17 protein-coding genes are annotated in these 16,644 nt (G+C 65.6%); 4 read left to right on the top strand and 13 right to left on the bottom strand.

Features of this window, described 5'->3' with window-relative positions:
- Positions 1-77 precede the first annotated feature (77 nt).
- The 3 genes from hslV to KO539_RS14335 are packed head-to-tail and all read left to right on the top strand — an operon-like array spanning position 78 to position 2,226.
- On the top strand, positions 78-614 hold the full coding sequence (gene hslV, locus KO539_RS14345) for an ATP-dependent protease subunit HslV (protein WP_010394217.1): 537 nt from the start codon (positions 78-80) through the stop codon (positions 612-614).
- A gap of 43 nt (positions 615-657) precedes the next feature.
- Entirely contained in the window at positions 658-2,013 is a 1,356-nt protein-coding gene (gene hslU, locus KO539_RS14340) for an ATP-dependent protease ATPase subunit HslU (protein ID WP_035828527.1), read from the top strand.
- 18 nt (positions 2,014-2,031) lie between these two features.
- A complete protein-coding gene (locus KO539_RS14335; protein WP_034753063.1) occupies positions 2,032-2,226 on the top strand; it encodes a hypothetical protein in 195 nt (64 codons plus the stop codon).
- A 68-nt stretch (positions 2,227-2,294) separates the two neighbouring features.
- On the opposite strand, the gene KO539_RS14330 is transcribed toward KO539_RS14335, so the two are convergent.
- On the bottom strand, positions 2,295-2,909 hold the full coding sequence (locus tag KO539_RS14330) for an outer membrane protein (protein WP_219310311.1): 615 nt from the start codon (positions 2,907-2,909) through the stop codon (positions 2,295-2,297).
- A gap of 167 nt (positions 2,910-3,076) precedes the next feature.
- Here KO539_RS14330 and KO539_RS14325 point away from each other — a divergent pair, with 167 nt between their 5' ends.
- The gene (locus KO539_RS14325) at positions 3,077-3,856 is read left to right on the top strand and encodes a helix-turn-helix transcriptional regulator (protein WP_035823864.1); all 780 of its coding nucleotides are present in this window, start codon (positions 3,077-3,079) and stop codon (positions 3,854-3,856) included.
- On the opposite strand, the gene KO539_RS14320 is transcribed toward KO539_RS14325, so the two are convergent.
- The 12 genes from KO539_RS14320 to KO539_RS14265 are packed head-to-tail and all read right to left on the bottom strand — an operon-like array spanning position 3,829 to position 16,642.
- On the bottom strand, positions 3,829-6,081 hold the full coding sequence (locus KO539_RS14320) for a patatin-like phospholipase family protein (RefSeq protein ID WP_219310310.1): 2,253 nt from the start codon (positions 6,079-6,081) through the stop codon (positions 3,829-3,831). The genes KO539_RS14325 and KO539_RS14320 overlap by 28 nt on opposite strands.
- A 58-nt stretch (positions 6,082-6,139) precedes the next feature.
- Positions 6,140-6,703, bottom strand: a complete 564-nt coding sequence (locus KO539_RS14315; protein WP_219310308.1) for a type II secretion system protein N — start codon at positions 6,701-6,703, stop codon at positions 6,140-6,142.
- A 15-nt stretch (positions 6,704-6,718) separates the two neighbouring features.
- Entirely contained in the window at positions 6,719-7,939 is a 1,221-nt protein-coding gene (gene gspF / locus KO539_RS14310; protein WP_176387629.1) for a type II secretion system inner membrane protein GspF, read from the bottom strand.
- 10 nt (positions 7,940-7,949) lie between these two features.
- Entirely contained in the window at positions 7,950-9,371 is a 1,422-nt protein-coding gene (gspE, locus tag KO539_RS14305; RefSeq protein ID WP_219310307.1) for a type II secretion system ATPase GspE, read from the bottom strand.
- A gap of 10 nt (positions 9,372-9,381) precedes the next feature.
- Positions 9,382-11,625, bottom strand: coding sequence for a type II secretion system secretin GspD (gene gspD / locus KO539_RS14300; RefSeq protein ID WP_219310305.1), 2,244 nt, complete (start codon positions 11,623-11,625; stop codon positions 9,382-9,384).
- Entirely contained in the window at positions 11,622-12,398 is a 777-nt protein-coding gene (locus KO539_RS14295) for a type II secretion system protein N (protein ID WP_219310303.1), read from the bottom strand. The genes gspD and KO539_RS14295 overlap by 4 nt, the downstream gene beginning before the upstream one ends.
- Positions 12,395-12,928, bottom strand: a complete 534-nt coding sequence (gspM, locus tag KO539_RS14290; RefSeq protein ID WP_219310301.1) for a type II secretion system protein GspM — start codon at positions 12,926-12,928, stop codon at positions 12,395-12,397. Before gspM ends, KO539_RS14295 begins: the two co-directional genes overlap by 4 nt.
- The gene (gene gspL, locus KO539_RS14285; RefSeq protein WP_225243040.1) at positions 12,925-14,154 is read right to left on the bottom strand and encodes a type II secretion system protein GspL; all 1,230 of its coding nucleotides are present in this window, start codon (positions 14,152-14,154) and stop codon (positions 12,925-12,927) included. The genes gspM and gspL overlap by 4 nt, the downstream gene beginning before the upstream one ends.
- A 19-nt stretch (positions 14,155-14,173) precedes the next feature.
- Positions 14,174-15,148 (bottom strand): type II secretion system minor pseudopilin GspK, encoded by a 975-nt coding sequence (gspK, locus tag KO539_RS14280; protein ID WP_219310299.1) that lies wholly within the window; start codon positions 15,146-15,148, stop codon positions 14,174-14,176.
- On the bottom strand, positions 15,145-15,768 hold the full coding sequence (locus KO539_RS14275) for a prepilin-type N-terminal cleavage/methylation domain-containing protein (RefSeq protein WP_219310297.1): 624 nt from the start codon (positions 15,766-15,768) through the stop codon (positions 15,145-15,147). Before KO539_RS14275 ends, gspK begins: the two co-directional genes overlap by 4 nt.
- Entirely contained in the window at positions 15,768-16,151 is a 384-nt protein-coding gene (gene gspI / locus KO539_RS14270) for a type II secretion system minor pseudopilin GspI (RefSeq protein ID WP_035823837.1), read from the bottom strand. Before gspI ends, KO539_RS14275 begins: the two co-directional genes overlap by 1 nt.
- Positions 16,148-16,642 (bottom strand): GspH/FimT family pseudopilin, encoded by a 495-nt coding sequence (locus KO539_RS14265; RefSeq protein ID WP_219310295.1) that lies wholly within the window; start codon positions 16,640-16,642, stop codon positions 16,148-16,150. Before KO539_RS14265 ends, gspI begins: the two co-directional genes overlap by 4 nt.
- Positions 16,643-16,644: the final 2 nt, after the last annotated feature.

The raw sequence follows: 16,644 nt of genomic DNA, 5'->3' as shown, positions 1-16,644 counted from the left end.
TTCCATCCCCACTTTTGTAGCATGGGCGCGCAATCGCATGGCCTTGCACGCATCGGCACGAATCTTTTGAGGTCACTATGGAACAATTTCACGGCACCACCATCCTCTGCGTCCGGCGCGGCAAGCAAGTCGCCTTGGGCGGCGATGGCCAGGTAACGCTCGGCAACATCGTCATGAAGGGCACGGCCCGCAAAGTGCGTAAGTTGTATCAGGGCAAGGTCCTGGTCGGCTTTGCCGGCGGCACCGCCGACGCTTTTACCTTGCTCGACCGCTTCGAAGGCAAGCTGGAAAAACACCAGGGCAATCTGCTGCGCGCCTCCGTCGAACTGGCCAAGGACTGGCGCACCGACCGCGTGCTGCGCCGCCTGGAAGCGATGCTGCTGGTGGCCGACAGCGAGTCAACCCTGGTCATCACGGGCAATGGCGACGTGCTGGAACCGGAAGACGGCATCGGCGCCATCGGCTCGGGCGGCACCTACGCCCAGTCGGCCGCCAAGGCGCTGCAGGAAAACACGGACTTGTCGCCGGCCGAGGTGGTCAAGAAGTCGCTGACCATCGCCGCGGAACTCTGTATTTATACCAATATGTCGCACATCATCGAGACCTTGGACTAAGTCCAAGCGCACCCGAGCAAAGAATGGAAAGCCAACTATGATCATGAACATGACCCCGTCGGAAATCGTCACCGAACTCGACAAGCACGTGGTGGGCCAGGCCAAGGCCAAGCGCGCCGTCGCCATCGCCCTGCGCAACCGCTGGCGCCGCCAGCAGGTGGCCGAGCCCCTGCGCCATGAAATCACGCCCAAGAACATCCTCATGATCGGCCCCACGGGCGTCGGCAAGACGGAAATCGCGCGCCGCCTGGCCAAGCTGGCCGAGGCGCCGTTCATCAAGATCGAAGCGACCAAGTTCACCGAAGTCGGTTATGTGGGGCGCGACGTCGACACCATCATCCGCGACCTGATCGACATCGGCATCAAGCAGACGCGCGCGCTGGAAATGAAGAAGGTGCGCGCACGCGCCGAAGATGCGGCCGAAGACCGCGTCATCGACATCCTCGTGCCGCCAGCGCGCGACTTCGGCTTCACGCCGAATACGGCCGCGGCCGTGGATACGGGCGGCAGCGGCGACAGCACGCGCCAGACCTTCCGCAAGCGCTTGCGCCAGGGCGAGCTCGATGACAAGGAAATCGAGATCGAGCTGGCCGAAGCGGGCCCGCAGATGGAAATCATGGCGCCGCCGGGCATGGAAGAAATGACGGAGCAGATCAAGTCCATGTTTTCGGGCGTGGGCGGGCAGCGCAAGAAGGCGCGCAAGGTCAAGATCCGCGAAGCCTTGAAACTGCTGGTCGAGGAAGAAGCGGCCAAGCTGCTCAACGAAGATGAACTGAAGCAGAAGGCCATCCAGAACGTCGAGCAGAACGGCATCGTCTTCCTCGACGAAATCGACAAGATCGCCTCGCGTTCGGAGTCCGGCGGCGCCGACGTCTCGCGCGCGGGCGTGCAGCGTGACCTGCTGCCGCTGGTCGAGGGCACGACCGTCAACACGAAATATGGCATGATACGCACGGACCACATCCTGTTCATCGCCTCGGGCGCCTTCCACCTGTCGAAACCGTCGGACCTGATCCCGGAACTGCAGGGGCGCTTCCCCATCCGCGTGGAACTGGAATCGCTGTCGATCTCGGACTTCGAGCGCATTTTGACAAGCACCGACGCCTGCCTGACGATGCAGTACGAAGCCTTGCTGGCGACGGAGAACCTGAAACTGCAATTCGCGCCGGAAGGCATCACGCGCCTGGCCGAAATCGCCTATTCGGTGAACGAGCGCACGGAAAACATCGGCGCGCGCCGGCTGCACACGGTGATGGAAAAACTGCTGGAAGAAGTGTCGTTTACGGCCAGCGAAGGCAGCAGCACCACGGAAAACCTGCTGGTGATCGATGCCGCCTACGTCAACGAACGCCTGGAAGCGCTGTCGGTCAACGAGGACCTGTCGCGCTACGTGCTGTAGGAAGGAAGGGGGAAACCGATGGCAAACAAGGCCTTGGCGACGCGGCAGAAAATGCAGTTCCGCGTCGAGCCCTCGCAAAAACCGCGCAATCCGGTCGCCACTGCCGCCCTGCAGCGCGCCGCCGGGGCGCACGTGAAAACCGTGTCAGGCCAGCGCCAGCAGGAAAAACGCCTGCTGGCGAAACTGCTGTTGAAAGTGGAAACAGACAAATAGGCCGCCCGCGGACACCCCATTTTGGGGGCGTCCGCCATCAGGCCACTCTCTGCCGCGGCAGCATCCCCTTAGAAACGGTAGGACGCGCCCAGCGAAAACATGTCGACCTTGGTCGTTTGCTTGCTGTTGTACTTGACGGGCACGCGGTCCCAGTCGAGGTGCAGCGACCAGTTCTGGTTCAGCGCATACGCCGCGCCGATGCCGTAGGTCAGGCCGATCTTGCTCTTCTTCTCCGAACCGCCGCCCAGATAATCGACCTTGCCCTGCGTATAGGCCGCGCCGGCGCGCCCGCTCAGTGTAAACGCGTCAAACTGGTAACCGAGCACGCCCTGCATGCCGAGGCCCGTGAACTTGCCACGGCCCGCACGCTTGCCGGCTGCCGTGTCGAAGCCGGACTTGACCTCGCCACCCATGTACCCCACCAGCTCAATCGAAGGCAGGGCCACGCCGCCCTGAAACGGCAGCGCGTCGAAACTGTAACCCAGGTAGGCCTTGCCATTGCGCTTGCTGCTCTTGTCGCAATCGCTTTGCCCGGCGATGCAATCGAGGCCGGTGCTGGCGCGAAAGCCATAGCTGGCGCCCGCATAGAACGGACCCGGTGTCGGTTCGGCGGCGGCGGCATGCAGGGGGGCGATGGCGGCCAGCGCCAGCAGCGCTGCTGAAAAATGAAATTTGGAGAACATGGATAACCTCTACAAGTGGATGGATTGCCTGGTTGTAGCGCGCTGCGCGAGCCACAAGCGGGAGTGTCATCGCTTTTGTAAAAAAGTACTATCATCTTGTGCAAAGTGCCATTTACGGCTACATTCGGTACCGTCATCCGCTACCAAACTTGCATAAAGGAACTATCGTGAGTTCACCTGAACTGGTTTTGCGCGTGCTGCGCACCCAACTGCGCGCCGCCGGCATCACGTACAAGGTATTGGCCGAACGCATCGGCATGAGCGAATCGAGCGTCAAGCGCATGTTTGGCCAGCACGACATGTCGCTGTCGCGCCTGGCCCTGATCTGCAAGGCCTCGGGCATCGCCATGGAGGATGTGCTGCGCGGCGCGGCCGACATCACGCCGCATGCCGACACGCTCACCTTGGTGCAGGAAAGGTCGCTGGTGGCGCATCCGCGCCTGCTGCTGGTGGCGATTTGCTGCCTCGGCCACTGGAGCCTGGAGCAGGTGGTGGAAACGTATGCGCTGACGCAGGCCGAATGCATCGGCTGCCTGGCCGAGCTGGATCGGCTGGGCTTGATTGAACTCAAGCCGCTGAACCGCTACAGCCTGCGCGTCTCGAACGCCTTCCACTGGCTGGCCGACGGCCCGGTGCAGCAGTACTTCCGCGAACACGTGGTGGCCGATTATTTCAGCGGGCATTTTGACGGCGCCGGCGAAACCCTGATGTGCATCCCGGCGCGCCTGTCGCTGTCGAGCGCGCAGGAACTGGTGCAAAAGATCCGCCAGCTGGCCGAGGAACTGGCGCGCCTGCACCAGAACGACCGGCGCCTGGCACCCGCCGAGCGCGACGGCTTTACCCTCCTGCTGGGCTTTCGCTCATGGGAATTTGCCGCCTTCACGGCCCTGCGCCGCAGCACGGCCGCCCCCGCGGCACCCTACCAGACCGGTCCCAGGAACAGATAGAGCGTGCTCTCGCCTCCCTTGGTCGCGCCCGCCGCCACATACACGGGACCGAAGCGCGTGTCGACGGACACAAAGGCGCTGCTCGCCTGAGTGAATTTGCTGCTTTTCCAGCGCTCGCTCTGATCGAAGCCGCCGCCCATCTCCAGCGAAAAGCCGGCCCGCACCACGCCGCCCAAGGTGCTGGGCAGGGAACCGATGCGGCGCGCCATCACGAAGCGCGCGAAGGCGATACTGCGTCCTCTCACCGATTCAAATTCCGTGCCGGACAAGCGCAGGAAACCACCGAGATTGAGCGGCGCTTCGTCACGCTGCGAGCGCGCCCATTCGCCATACACGTGACCGGCCCAGTTGCCGCGGCCAAAGGCCTTCAGGCCCGTGATGGACGATTGGCCCAGGGCCGCCTCGCCCACTCCCGTGGTCGTATCGCGCGCCCAGATGGCCTCAAGCAGGGTGCCGCGCGTGGGAAAGCCCGGCGAATCGAGCGTATCGGCGCGGAACCGCACGAACTGCGTGGTGCCCAGCGCGCGCGACTCCGGCTGCGTAGGGTCGGCCGGAATCGCCAGCCTGCCCTTGACTTCCGTACGAGCGACGCCGAACTGCAGATCGCCCCAGGTACCGAACTGGCGTCCCAGCACCAGTGCCGCCGTCTGGCCGTTGTACGCCAGGCGGGCGCTGCGCCGGCCCTTGTCGAACAAATCCATCGCCGACGACGTGTATTGCAACTGCGGCGCGACATACCACGGGTTGCCGGCCCCCAGCGGCTGCCAGAACTGCAGGCCGTAGCCGCGTTCATTGCCGATCTGCGCCGTGCTGCGCAACTCGCCGCCCCAGCTGTTCAGGTTCGAGCGCGCATGCAGCAGCTTCAGGGCGAAATTATTGCTGTCCCTGAAATCGCTGGCCAGTTCCAGGCCCACGCGCAGGCGGTTGCTGGCCCATGGCGCTTCGACCGCCTTGATGGTGACGGCGCGCTGGTCGCCTGAATCGACCACGTCCGTCTCCACGCGCGCCACGTCGCCGCGGCCATACAGCCTGGCCGCCGCCTTGAGCACATCTTCCTGGCTGACAGACTGTCCTTCCACCAGGCCCGATTGCGCCTGCAGGATGCGCGGATTGATATCGCCTTCGCTCTCCACGGCCAGGCGCGTGAGCGGCAGGGCCACGTCCAGCAGGGCCGGCGCCGCCAGGCGCAGCTGCTCGCGCGCCGCATACTGTTCCGGCGGCAGGGCCAGCGGCGCCAGACGGGCGGCCAAGGCTTGCGCCGCCTGCTCGCCGGCACGCATGGCGCGCGCATAGTTTTCAAAGTCGAGGAAACTGACGCCCGTCAGGTCGGGCGCCACGAGGATATCCTGCGGATGCAATTCCTTGAGCGAGCGCTGCACGTTCTGCTCCGTGAGGATTTGCAGCATCTGCTGCGCCACGCCGATGGCGCTGCCCAGGTCTTTTTCCGGCGCCAGCGGCGTGCCCACGTTGACGGCGATGATGATGTCGGCGCCCATGGCGCGCGCCATGTCGACGGGCAGGTTGCGCACCAAGCCCCCATCGACCACCAGCCGGTTGTTCACGCGCACGGGCGCAAACACGCCCGGCACGGCCAGCGAGGCGCGCATCGACAGGAACAAAGGCGTGTCGACCAGTTCCACCAGCTCGCCATTGACCAAGTCCGACGCCACAGAACGGAAAGGCAGCGGCAGCTGGCTGGCGGGACGGTCGCGCATGCCGGCCGGCAGCAGCCGGTTCAAGGCCATTTCCAGCGCCGCATTGCTGGCCGCCGACGGCGGCGTGGAAATGCCGTTGCGGCTGGTGCCAAACTCGATGCGCGACGGCAGCAGCAAATCTTCCTCGCGGCGGCGGAACGCCAGTTCGTCACGCGGCGGCCGGTCGGCCACCACACGCGCCCAGTTGGTCTCGCGTGCCATCTTTTCCAGGTCCGCCACGGAAGCGCCGGCCGCATACGCGCCGCCCACCACGCCACCCATGCTGGTGCCGACCACCATGTCGATCGGCACGTGCAGCTCCTTCAGTACTTTCAATACGCCGATATGCGCGAGGCCCCGCGCGCCGCCGCCCGACAGCACCAGGGCGATGCGCGGACGCGCCGGCGCGGGAACGGCGACGGTGGAAACAGGGGAAGACGTAGCGGCGGGGACGTCGGCGGCGGCGCCGGCTTGCGGCAAGGCGCACAGCGCCGCCACGCAGCCCGCCAGGACGGCACGGATCGAAAACATGAAGACTCCTGTGGCGATGGCGGCATGGCGCCATCGGCAAAATACGATAAAAACAGCGTTAGTTTGACGGCGGCGGCACGCTGCCGCTCACTTGCGGCGCCGGCATCATGGTCGCCGGCCGCTGCTGCTCCATCGGCAGCGGCGGCGGCACCAAATTCGATGCCGGCGCAGGAGCAGCGGCCGGCGTCGGGGTGGCGGACACTGGCCCCGGCAAGGTCAGCGCCTTGTCGTCGGCCACCAGGTCGATGCGCTTGCTCACGCCGCCATCGCGCAGCAGCACGTGGCGCGCATGCACTTCCAGCACCGTCACGCCGGGCACCACCTCGGCGCCTTCCGGCAAGGCCACGGAGGGCTTGCCATCGGTCGAGATGATGGCCACGCTGCCGCGCCCATTGCCGGCTGCTACCACACCCTTGAGCTGGTAGTTGCTGGCCGTGGCCACGCTGACCTGGCCGCCGAACAGCGAGGCGCCCGCCTCCACGCTGGCATCCTGCACCACCGGATTGGGGGGCGGATTGATGGGGCGCTGCGGCGCCTTGAACAGCTGCATGGCCCAATAGGCCAGCGAGACGGACAGCGCCACGACGGCGAGCAAACTTGTAATTTGAGGCAAACGCTTCATGGCTTCCTTGGATTCTTATCTTACGAGCTGATTGATTTCGATAATCGGCATCAGCACGGCCAGCACGATCAGCAGCACCACCACGCCCATCGCCAGGATCAGGGCCGGCTCCAGCAGGCCCGCGATGGTGAGCGTGCGGCGTTCCAGGTCCTGTTCCTGCGCGCTGGCGGCGCGTTCCAGCATGGCCGGCAACTCGCCCGTGATTTCGCCGGCGCGTATCATGTGAATCAGCATGGGCGGAAAATGCTTTTGCGCCGACAGCGCGCGCGCCAGGCTCACGCCCTCGCGCACGGCACCGCTGGCGTCAGCCACCAGTTCCTGCATCGCCACATTGGTGAGCGTATCGCGGCTGGTGTCGAGCGCGCGCAGGATCGGCACGCCGGACCCCGTGGTAATGGCCAGGGTGCTGGCGAAACGCGCCGTGTTCAAGCTGCGCTCGAACTTGCCGTACAAAGGCGCCGTCAGTAGCCAGGTATGCCAGCGCCGTTTCAGGGCCGGCTGCTGCAGCGCGCGGCGCCAGGCGAACCAGGCGCCGACCAGGATCACGGCCACGATGAGACCATAGTTGCGCACGAAGTCCGACAGCGCCAGCATGATCACCGTCAGCATGGGCAGCTTCTGCTTGGTATTGGCAAATACGGAAACGATCTGCGGCACCACGTAGGTCAGCAGGAAGATCACGATGGAAAACGCCACCACCGTGACGATGGCCGGATACGTAAACGCCAGCTTGACCTTCTGCACCAGCGCATTGCGCCGCTCGATGTAGTCGGCCAGGCGCGAGAGCACGCGCGACAGATGGCCGATCTGCTCGCCCGACGCCACCAGCGCCCGGTAAATCTCCGCGAAATCGCGCGGATGGCGGGCCAGCACGTCGGAAAACGCGGCGCCGCCGATCACTTCGGAGCGGATCGAGGCGATCAAATCGCGCAGATACGGCCGCTCGGCCTGTTCCAGCAAGGCGGAAAAGGCCTGCTCCAGCGGCAAACCTGCTTCCAGCAAACTGGCCAGCTGGCGCGTAAACAGGGCCAGCTCGGTGCTGGACAGGCGCTCGCCGAAGCCGCGCCGCTTGGTGACGCCGGCGGCATCGACCTGCGCGGCGATCGGCTCGACGGCCAGCGGCACCAGGCCTTGCACGCGCAGCTCGGCGCGCGCGGAACGGGGACTGTCGGCATTGAGCACGCCCTTGCGGGTGGCGCCCTGGGCGTCGACGGCTTCATAACGGAATGCGGGCATGGTGGCGGGCCTAGTCTTTGGTCACGCGCAGCAATTCAGCCTGCGTGGTGGTGCCGTCGCGCAGCCAGCGTTCGCCGTCGTCGCGCATGCTCGTCATGCCGTCCTGCAGGGCCACCGCGCGCACTTCCGCTTCCGACGCGCGGTTGTGGATCTGCGCGCGGATCTGCTCCGTCGTGCGCAGCAGTTCATATACGCCGACACGCCCCTGGTAGCCCGTCTGGCCGCAATGCTCGCAGCCGACCGCCTGCCAGTATTGCCCGTCGAAGGTCTTGCAGGAACCGCACAATTTGCGCACCAGGCGCTGCGCCAGCACGCCGAGCAGGGACGACGACAGCAGGAAGGGTTCGATGCCCATGTCGAGCAAACGCGTGACGGCCGCCGAAGCGTCGTTGGTGTGCAGGGTCGCCAGCACCAAGTGGCCCGTCAAGGAGGCTTGCACGGCGATCTGCGCCGTTTCCAGGTCGCGGATCTCGCCGATCATGATCACGTCCGGATCCTGCCGCAAAATCGCGCGCAAGGCCTTGGCAAAGGTCATGTCGATGCGCGGGTTCACTTGCGTCTGGCCGACGCCGGCCAGGTCGTACTCGATCGGGTCTTCCACCGTCAGGATGTTCGTGGTGGTGGCGTTGAGCATCGACAGCGCCGCATACAAGGTCGTCGTCTTGCCCGAGCCGGTGGGACCCGTGACGAGCACGATGCCGTGCGGCTGCGTGATCAAGCCGTCGAACTGCCCCAGCATGGGGGCGCTCATGCCCAGGTGCTGCAGGTCGAGGCGGCCCGCTTCCTTGTCCAGCAAACGCAATACGGCCCGTTCGCCGTGCCCCGTGGGCAGGGTCGAGACGCGCACGTCGACGGGTTTGCCGCCCACGCGCAGGGTGATGCGGCCATCCTGCGGCAAGCGCTTTTCGGCAATGTCGAGCTGCGCCATGATCTTGATGCGCGAAATCAGCGAACCGTGAATGGCCTTGCGGGGGCGCACCACGTCGCGCAGGCTGCCGTCGATGCGGAAGCGCACGACGGAGGTCTGCTCGAACGGCTCGATGTGAATGTCGGACGCGCCTTCGCGCAGCGCCTGCGTCAGCAAGGCGTTGATCATGCGGATGACGGGCGCGTCGTCGGACGATTCGAGCAAATCCTCGATGGCCGGCACGTCCTGCAGCAGCTTGGTCAGATCGAGGTCGGCGTCGAATTCATCGGCCATCTGCGAGGCGTCGCCGCCGCCGCCCGCGTAGGCGCCGGCAATGGCCGCATCGAGTTCGCCGCGCGGCAGCACCGTCAGCTGGATCTGGCCGAAACGGCGCGACACTTCGGCGATCGCCGCCGGCGCCGTCGATGCGGCCACCAGCACCTCGACGGGGGCGCCATCGACGGCGCCGGGCCGGGCCAGCAAGCCGAAATCGCGCGCGTAAGCGTAGGGAAGCAGATTGCTCATGACTGCCCCATCACTTCTGTGGCTGTTGCTGCGGCTGCTGCTGGTATTGCTGCAGCAGCGACTGCGGCGGCGTGGCCGCGTTGGCCGGCGCGCCTGGCGGCGGTGTCGGCGCCGGCGGCACGGGACGCGTCACCATGTTGCCGCCCACCGGCTGGCCATCCTGCAGGGCCGGCAGCACGGGCGTGCCCAGGTCTTTCAGCATCAGGTTACCCGTGGCCGGCACGGCGGCCGTCTCGGCCGAACGCATGTAGTCGTAGCGGTCGGCCGCCAGGCTGCCGCTCTGCTCCTTGTTGCGCACGATGACGGGGCGCAGGAAGATCATCAGATTGGTTTTCTTGCGCTCGCGCGTCTGGTACTTGAACAGGTTGCCGATCAGGGGAATGTCGCCCAGGCCGCGCACTTTTTCCGCGTTGTCGCCCGTGCTGTCCTCGATCAGGCCACCGAGCACGATGATCTGGCCATCGTCGGCCAGCACATTGTTCTCGATCACGCGGTTGTTGATGGTGATGCCGCTGACGGCCGTCGACGTGGATTTGTCCACGCTCGACGTCTCGTGATAGATGCCCAGCTTGATCGTGCCGCCTTCGGAAATCTGCGGACGCACCTTCAGGGTCAGGCCCACTTCCTTGCGGTCGATGGTCTGGAACGGATTCGTGTTGGTGCCGGCTGTGCTGGTGTACTGGCCCGTCAGGATAGGCACGTTCTGGCCCACCTTGATGGTGGCCAGCTCATTGTCCAGGGTGATCAGGTTCGGCGTCGACAGGATGTTCGCGTTGCCGTCCGATTCCAGCGCATGCGCCACGGCGCCCAGGCCCAGCGCGCCGTTAATCTGCTTGAAGATGCCCAGGGTCAGGCCGCCCGTTGGCAGCACCTTGCCGCCGCCCAGCGCCAGCTTGGCGATATTGTTGTCGGTGCCGCCGGCGAACGACTGCAGCGCGCCCACGCGGTAGCTGCTGCTGCTGTCGCCGGAAAGCCCCAGCCACTGCACGCCGAACTCGGACGCCTTGGCCGACGTCACTTCGACGATCAGCGCCTCGATGTAGACCTGGGCGCGGCGCACGTCGAGCTGGTCGATCACGGCGCGCAGGTTGCGGTAGACGGCTTCGTTGCAGGTCAGGATCAGGGTATTCGTCGATGCGTCGGCCTGGATGAAGCCGGCCGCGCCGCCCGACGACAGCTGCTGCGGCCCGTTGCTCAGCGAAGCGCCGCCCGTGGTGCCGCTTTGCGTATTGCCACCCAGGCCAGTGTTCATGCCGCTGTTGTTCTGGCTGATCTGGTTGTTCGTGGCGAGGTTGCTGGTATTGCCCTGCTGCGCCGAGGCGGCCGTGCCGTCCGATGTCACCACCGAGCGCAGGGTCTGCGCCAGCTTGGTGGCGTCCGCGTTTTTCAGGTACACCACGTGCACATTGCCCAGCTGCGTGGTCGGCTGGTCCAGCTTCGAGATCAGCGACTTGGCCAGATTGGCGCGCGCCGCCGACGGCGCGCGCAGCACCAGCGAATTGGTGCGCGGGTCGGCCAGCACGGACACCTTGCCCGCGTCGGCCCCTGCGGCGCCGGCCGCATTACCGCCTTCCATCAGTTTATTCACCATCGAGGCCAGGTCGGACGCGATGGCATAGCGCACGGGGATCACGTCCAGGTCCGTCGACGCGGGCACGTCGAGCGCGGCGATGATCTTCGCCAGGCGCTTGAGGTTATCCGCGTAATCGGTGATCACCAGCGAGTTGTTGCCCGGGTTGGCGTTGATCGTGTTGTTCGGCGAGATCAAGGGGCGCAGCACGGCCAGCAGGTTGGCCGACGATTCGTAGTTCAGGTAAAACACCTGCGTGGCGATCTGGTCGCCCTTCACCTGGCTGGCGCCGTTGCCCACCTGGGTTGGCACGGATTGCAACTTGGCGTCCGCTTCCGGCACCACTTTCGCATAGCCGTCGCCGGAGACCACCGCATAGCCCTGCAGGCGCAAGGCCGAGGCCAGCAGCGCGAAGGCCTGCGTCTTGCTGATCGACTTTTCCGACACCAGCGTGATCGTGCCCTTGACGCGCGGGTCGATGACGAAATTGATGTTGGTGTAATGGCCCACCGCCTTGATCACCGACTCGATGTCGGCGCCGACGAAATTGAGCGCAGCTTCATCGCCGGGCGCGGCCCAGACGGGTGCCGGCATGCCGGCCACGGAACAGCACAGCAAGGCGGCGGCCGACAGGCGGCGCAGCGAGAAGGAGGAGGTAATGGGGCTCACGGATGGTTTTTTCATTGTCTGAACTCTAAGGCGATGATGTTTTTTTCGCTATTGCTACGGCGCTGTCCCAGCAAATTCAACAAACTCGCCAAGGTCTCTTCATATCCTGCTGCGGCCTGGGCCTGGCCGGAAAACTGCATGCGCCCCTGATTCAGGCTGCCGCTGCCGTCGAGCAGCAGCGGTCCCTTGATGGAGCGCAGTGCCAACGTCGCCTGCTGCCCCTGCCAATCGAAATCGAGCTCATAACTGCCCAGCGGACGCAAGGACGACAGGCGCGACGCCATGTCCGTCATCTGCAAGGTCGTGCGCCCGACGGCGGAAAACTGCTGTTGTTCCAGTGCCAGCTGCAAGGTGCTCCACGACAGGCGCATGCTGCCCGTCGGCGCCACGGTATTTAACGGTGCACCGAGGCCACCCAGGCCATCGGCCGGCAGCAGCAGGGCCGCCGGGCTGACTTGCCAGTGCGACCACGAGCCGCGCAAATTGACGGCCTGCGACAGCGCCTGCGCATTCTGCAATTCCACATCCACCGATCCCCACAGCACCGACGGCGAAATGCGCCAGCTGAAGCGCCCCGGCAGCAGCGGCGTCACGGCGCCATTCGCGCTGGCCGCCCCGCCGATAAAGGCCGAGCCGCGCCACAGGGTACCTTGCGCGTCGCCCAAGGTCAAACGACCACCCGTCTGCTTTTCCACGATACCGGCAACCCAGCCGGCCGGGAAAAACACCAGCAGGGTGACGCAGACGCTGACGATGATGGCCAGCAGCCAGCCAAGCAGGCGCATCATCGCGCCGCGCCCGGGCTCTGGTGCAGGCTCAAACTGGCGTCGACCAAGCCCGCCTTGCCCTGCGCCGTGATCTTCGCTTCCTGCACCGCCACGCGGCCTTCGCGGCGCAAGCCATCGAGCCACAGCATGACGCTGGCGAACGGCACGCCGTTCAATTGCACGCGCGCATATTCTCCCGTCAGCGACAGCGATTGCGGCGCCAGGCCGCGCGCTTTCAGCGAGGCGTCGAGGCTGTCACGGCTCATCGGCGCCACCTGCACCGGCGCCTGACGCGCCAGGTCGCCCGCTTCACGCGCCAGCGCCTGCAGCTGGGCCGCGTTCTGGCGCAGCTCGGGCAAGCTCTTTTGCAAGGCGATGCGGCCCGTCCAGGCCGGCTCGAAAAATACGGCGTAAACGAGGGCCAGTCCCGCCACCACGCCGCCCATGGTCAGGAGTTTGCGCTCCTGCTGCGTGCGTTCGGCCCAGAAGGCCTGCACGGCCTGCTGCTGCCCCGCCCACGCGGCACGCGCCTTGTTGACTGCTGCACTCATGCTTTTGCTCCCGTGACCGGCGTGATCTTCCACACGCCCGGCGCCGTTTCATTCAAGGCCAGCTTGCGCGCGGCCAGGCCATCGCGCACCTGCGCCTGGGCGCTGGCGTCGACCATGTCCGGCTTCAGTCTGACGATCAGGCTGCGCTCGCGGTATTCCAGCGAGGCCACCACGCCGCGCCCCGCCAGGCCGCCCAGCGCCTCGCCAAGGGCCGCGCTCATACTCGTAAAATCATCCATGCTGGCCTGGCCGCCCTGCAGGCGGGCGGCGGCGATATTGCGCCGCATCTGCTCCGCTTCCAGGCCATACACGGGCGCTTCGTTCGGATACGCGGCCTTGAAGGTTTGCTGCATCGAGGTGCGCACGGTGGCGGCCTCGCGCTTCAGGCGCATCCATTCGATATTCATGCCAGCCAGGTTGACGACCACGGCCAGCAGCGCCAGGCGCAGCGGCCAGCGCCAGCGGCGCCATTCGGTGGCCGATCCGGTCGCCGTGCCCAGGGCGGCGGCCAGATCCAGCCCCGCGCCCTTGGCGCCGGCGATCCAGTGCGCCCAGTGGTCCGGTTCCACCGTCACGCCAGCCATGCCGGCAGCCAGCTGTTGATATTGCGCCAGCTCGGCCTGCGTCACATACACCGTCAGCGGCACGTCGCCGGCAAACGCGCGCGTCGTCAGCAGCGCCTGCTGCGGCTGGGGTGGCAAGACCAGGCCGAGGCCCTCTTGCGGCGCCTGGCGCAAGGCCAGTTCCAGGCCGTCGCCGCTTGCCTGCAAGGATGCCGTCACGCTGCCCGGCTGCAAAGGCAGGCACAGCTGCGACGGCAGCAGCGCCACCTTGCGCGCGCCCTGCGCCAGCAAAGCCTTGACGAGTACCTCGGCCCAGGCGCGCTGCGCCACGGCCACCGTGCGCATGCCGGCAGCGTCGGGCGCGCCGGCAGCCAGCAGGCAATCCTGCGCGTCGCCCAAAATGTGTTCTTCCACCAGGCCCGGCAAGGCTGCGCGCAAACGGGCGCCGGCCAGCGGCGGCATTTTCAGGCGCAGCAGGGTCACGTCAGCCGCGGCCAGCAACAGCACCACCTGCTTCGCGCCGGCGATCAGCTGGCCCAGGCTGCCCAGCGGCGCGCTGCCCTGCTGCAACAGGGCGCCGCCGTCGCCGGCCAGCACGAAGGAGCAGGCAGGCGCGCTGTCGGTAGACGCCTTGGCCGGGTGACGGATATACAATATTGTCAAAGTGACTCGCTTTCAGCTGTTAATTTTCCCGCAGCCAGACCAGGCTGGTGGTGCGTTGCGGATCCGTTTTTCGATTGACGAGCGCCACGGCATCCAGGGCGGCACGGTCCAGCCGCACGCGGATGACGGTAAGGAAGTAGCGGCTCTTCACATCGAGTTCCACGCCTTCAATCAATGCAGCATTAATATTATTCTGGAAATTTGCTTTATCGACAAACTTTTTGCGCGGATTGCTCAAAGTCAGGGCGCTGGCCTCGGACAACGACATCATCGTCACGGCCGCCAGCACCTCGGCCGGCGCCGTATTCACGTTCACGGGCGTTATTTCCGGCAATACGATGATGAAATCGCGCAGTTTTTCAATGATTTGCGGCGTATAGCCGGGCACGGCCAGCAAATCCTCGATCTGCGTGAACGCCACCTGCTCGCTGCCACCGTCCGATGCGGGCGTGGCGGCGGGCGTCTTGCCATCGCTGCCGCTGTCCACAGTGCGCGGTTTCGGCTTCGCGCGCAGTACGGCATCGGCCGTCGCTTGCGCCAGGGAACTATCGAGCTGCAAGTTGGACAGCAAACGCTGATAGGCCAGCACCTGTTTCGCATTGATGCCGCCCGTGGCTTCAAGCAGGTTGGTAATATTGAAGCGCGCCTGCGCATCGAGTGCACGGCCCGAGACGGTGGCGTCGAATTTTTCCGTGTCGACCTTTTCGCGGTCCACATAATCGTCGAGCCGCGCTTCCTCGATGGGCGTGGCCCAGACGCCGTCAAGCGCCGTCAACATGGGATTGTCCTGGCGCAGCCAGAAGCGGGCGAAGTCGACCATGCCGCGCATGGCCCACTGCGTCTGCAGGCGCAGGCGCTGGTTTTCCATCGAACGCACTTGCACCTGCTGCTGCCAGAACAGGCTGGCGACGACGGTAATCGCCAGCGCCGTCAGCAGCAGGGCCGTGATGACGGCCACGCCGCGCTGGCGCGCCGGGAGTGAAAAGCGCGTCATCCCGGCCCCAATAAAAAGACTTTCGACAGGCCCGCGTCCTGGCCAGGCATCTGCAGGGTCACTTCCAGGCCCGGCACTTGCGTGGAAATGGCGGCGCCCGCCGTCAGCACGTTCCAGGCGCCATTGTTCCAGCCACGCATGACCATGCTGTCGACGCCATTCATCAAGACGACGTCGGCGCTGGAGGTATCGGTATCGTCGCGCGCCGCCTGCCACAGGGTGTCGAGCACGGCCAGGTCGCGCGTGCCGTTCGACTCGCGCCGCGTCAGCACGCCGCCGCGCAGGCGGTAAGTGACCACTTGCAACTGCTGCGGCTCCTGTTCCGAGGCGGCCAGGCGCACCAGGGTCAGGCGGTCAGTCTCCGCCGACAGGTTGATGCGGCCATTCAGCAGGGTATTGTTCTGGCCGGCGCCGGCCAGGTGGTCGCAATCGCTTTGCATCTGGGCAAACGCCAACTGCATGCCGCGCGCCTGTTCCAGCTGGCTGGTCAGCACTTCGCGCGAGCGCATGATGCTGTCGAGGCCGCGCCAGCCCAGCACCGCGACCATGGCCAGGATGCCGATCGCCACGAGCAGCTCGATCAGAGTGAAACCGCCGGCAGGGACAATGCGGCGCGCCATCAGTCGTTAAAGGAAAGTAACACCAGGCGCACGATGCGCCGGGCCGGATATTGCGCGTCATACACGTTCACGCGCACTTGCCGGATGCGCGGATTCGGCGTGGCCACCACTTCTTCTTCACAGATCAGTTTCAAGTCGCCCTGCGGGCAGTCGACCGTGCGCTTGCCCGTCTGCGGGAACGTTTTCGCCAGGCGCAATCGCACCAAATGGTTTTCCGCCGACCAGGTGGCCATCATGGCGCTGCGCAAGCCATCGCTGTTTTGCGTCAGGCTGCCGACGGCGCGCAGGGAGGCGCCCAAGGCCGTGCCGACGATGACGAGGGCGACCAGGACTTCCAGCAAAGTGAAGCCGCGCTGGCGGCGGTGACGTGAAAGCGGCATCATTGCTCGACCGTGAAGTGGCCGATGCCGTCGGCGCGGATGGCCACGCTGCGCTCGCCGCTGGCCAGGGTCAGCAAGAAAGGCTTGTCGACCGGTTCGCGGCCGAAGATGATGCGCAGCGGCTGGGCCACGCTGTTCGAAGGCTGCACGCTGAGCAGCATGGGCGTGTTGGCAAACGCGCGCTCGCGCAGCAAATCGTCCTGCGTCACAGGTTGCCACAGCTTTTCATTGAGGACCAGGAAACGGTATTGATTTTCGTCAGCCTCGAACGCCACTTGCCGGCTGCGCACGATGGCTTCATCGCGCGCCAGTTGCAGCAGCAGCGCGATGCGCTCGGCTTCCTTTTGCAAGGCTTGCTGGCCATTCGGCATCGCATTCAGCGACACCAGGCCCAGGGTCACGCCGATGATGACCATCACCACCAGCAATTCGATCAGCGTGAAGCCGCTGGCGCGTGGCCGGGGCGGTGCGCGACCGGTGGTCATGGCAGGCATGC

The organism is Janthinobacterium sp. NKUCC06_STL, assembly GCF_019345455.1.
GTDB lineage: Bacteria > Pseudomonadota > Gammaproteobacteria > Burkholderiales > Burkholderiaceae_D > Janthinobacterium > Janthinobacterium rivuli.
This window is presented reverse-complemented; position numbering and strand designations above follow the sequence as displayed.

Coding starts and splice junctions, on each gene's coding strand:
- hslV (WP_010394217.1), top strand. CDS start 78: ATGGAACAATTTCACGGCACCACCATCCTCTGCGTCCGGCGCGGCAAG.
- hslU (WP_035828527.1), top strand. CDS start 658: ATGAACATGACCCCGTCGGAAATCGTCACCGAACTCGACAAGCACGTG.
- KO539_RS14335 (WP_034753063.1), top strand. CDS start 2,032: ATGGCAAACAAGGCCTTGGCGACGCGGCAGAAAATGCAGTTCCGCGTC.
- KO539_RS14330 (WP_219310311.1), bottom strand. CDS start 2,909: ATGTTCTCCAAATTTCATTTTTCAGCAGCGCTGCTGGCGCTGGCCGCC.
- KO539_RS14320 (WP_219310310.1), bottom strand. CDS start 6,081: ATGTTTTCGATCCGTGCCGTCCTGGCGGGCTGCGTGGCGGCGCTGTGC.
- KO539_RS14315 (WP_219310308.1), bottom strand. CDS start 6,703: ATGAAGCGTTTGCCTCAAATTACAAGTTTGCTCGCCGTCGTGGCGCTG.
- gspF (WP_176387629.1), bottom strand. CDS start 7,939: ATGCCCGCATTCCGTTATGAAGCCGTCGACGCCCAGGGCGCCACCCGC.
- gspE (WP_219310307.1), bottom strand. CDS start 9,371: ATGAGCAATCTGCTTCCCTACGCTTACGCGCGCGATTTCGGCTTGCTG.
- gspD (WP_219310305.1), bottom strand. CDS start 11,625: ATGAAAAAACCATCCGTGAGCCCCATTACCTCCTCCTTCTCGCTGCGC.
- KO539_RS14295 (WP_219310303.1), bottom strand. CDS start 12,398: ATGATGCGCCTGCTTGGCTGGCTGCTGGCCATCATCGTCAGCGTCTGC.
- gspM (WP_219310301.1), bottom strand. CDS start 12,928: ATGAGTGCAGCAGTCAACAAGGCGCGTGCCGCGTGGGCGGGGCAGCAG.
- gspK (WP_219310299.1), bottom strand. CDS start 15,148: ATGACGCGCTTTTCACTCCCGGCGCGCCAGCGCGGCGTGGCCGTCATC.
- KO539_RS14275 (WP_219310297.1), bottom strand. CDS start 15,768: ATGGCGCGCCGCATTGTCCCTGCCGGCGGTTTCACTCTGATCGAGCTG.
- gspI (WP_035823837.1), bottom strand. CDS start 16,151: ATGATGCCGCTTTCACGTCACCGCCGCCAGCGCGGCTTCACTTTGCTG.
- KO539_RS14265 (WP_219310295.1), bottom strand. CDS start 16,642: ATGCCTGCCATGACCACCGGTCGCGCACCGCCCCGGCCACGCGCCAGC.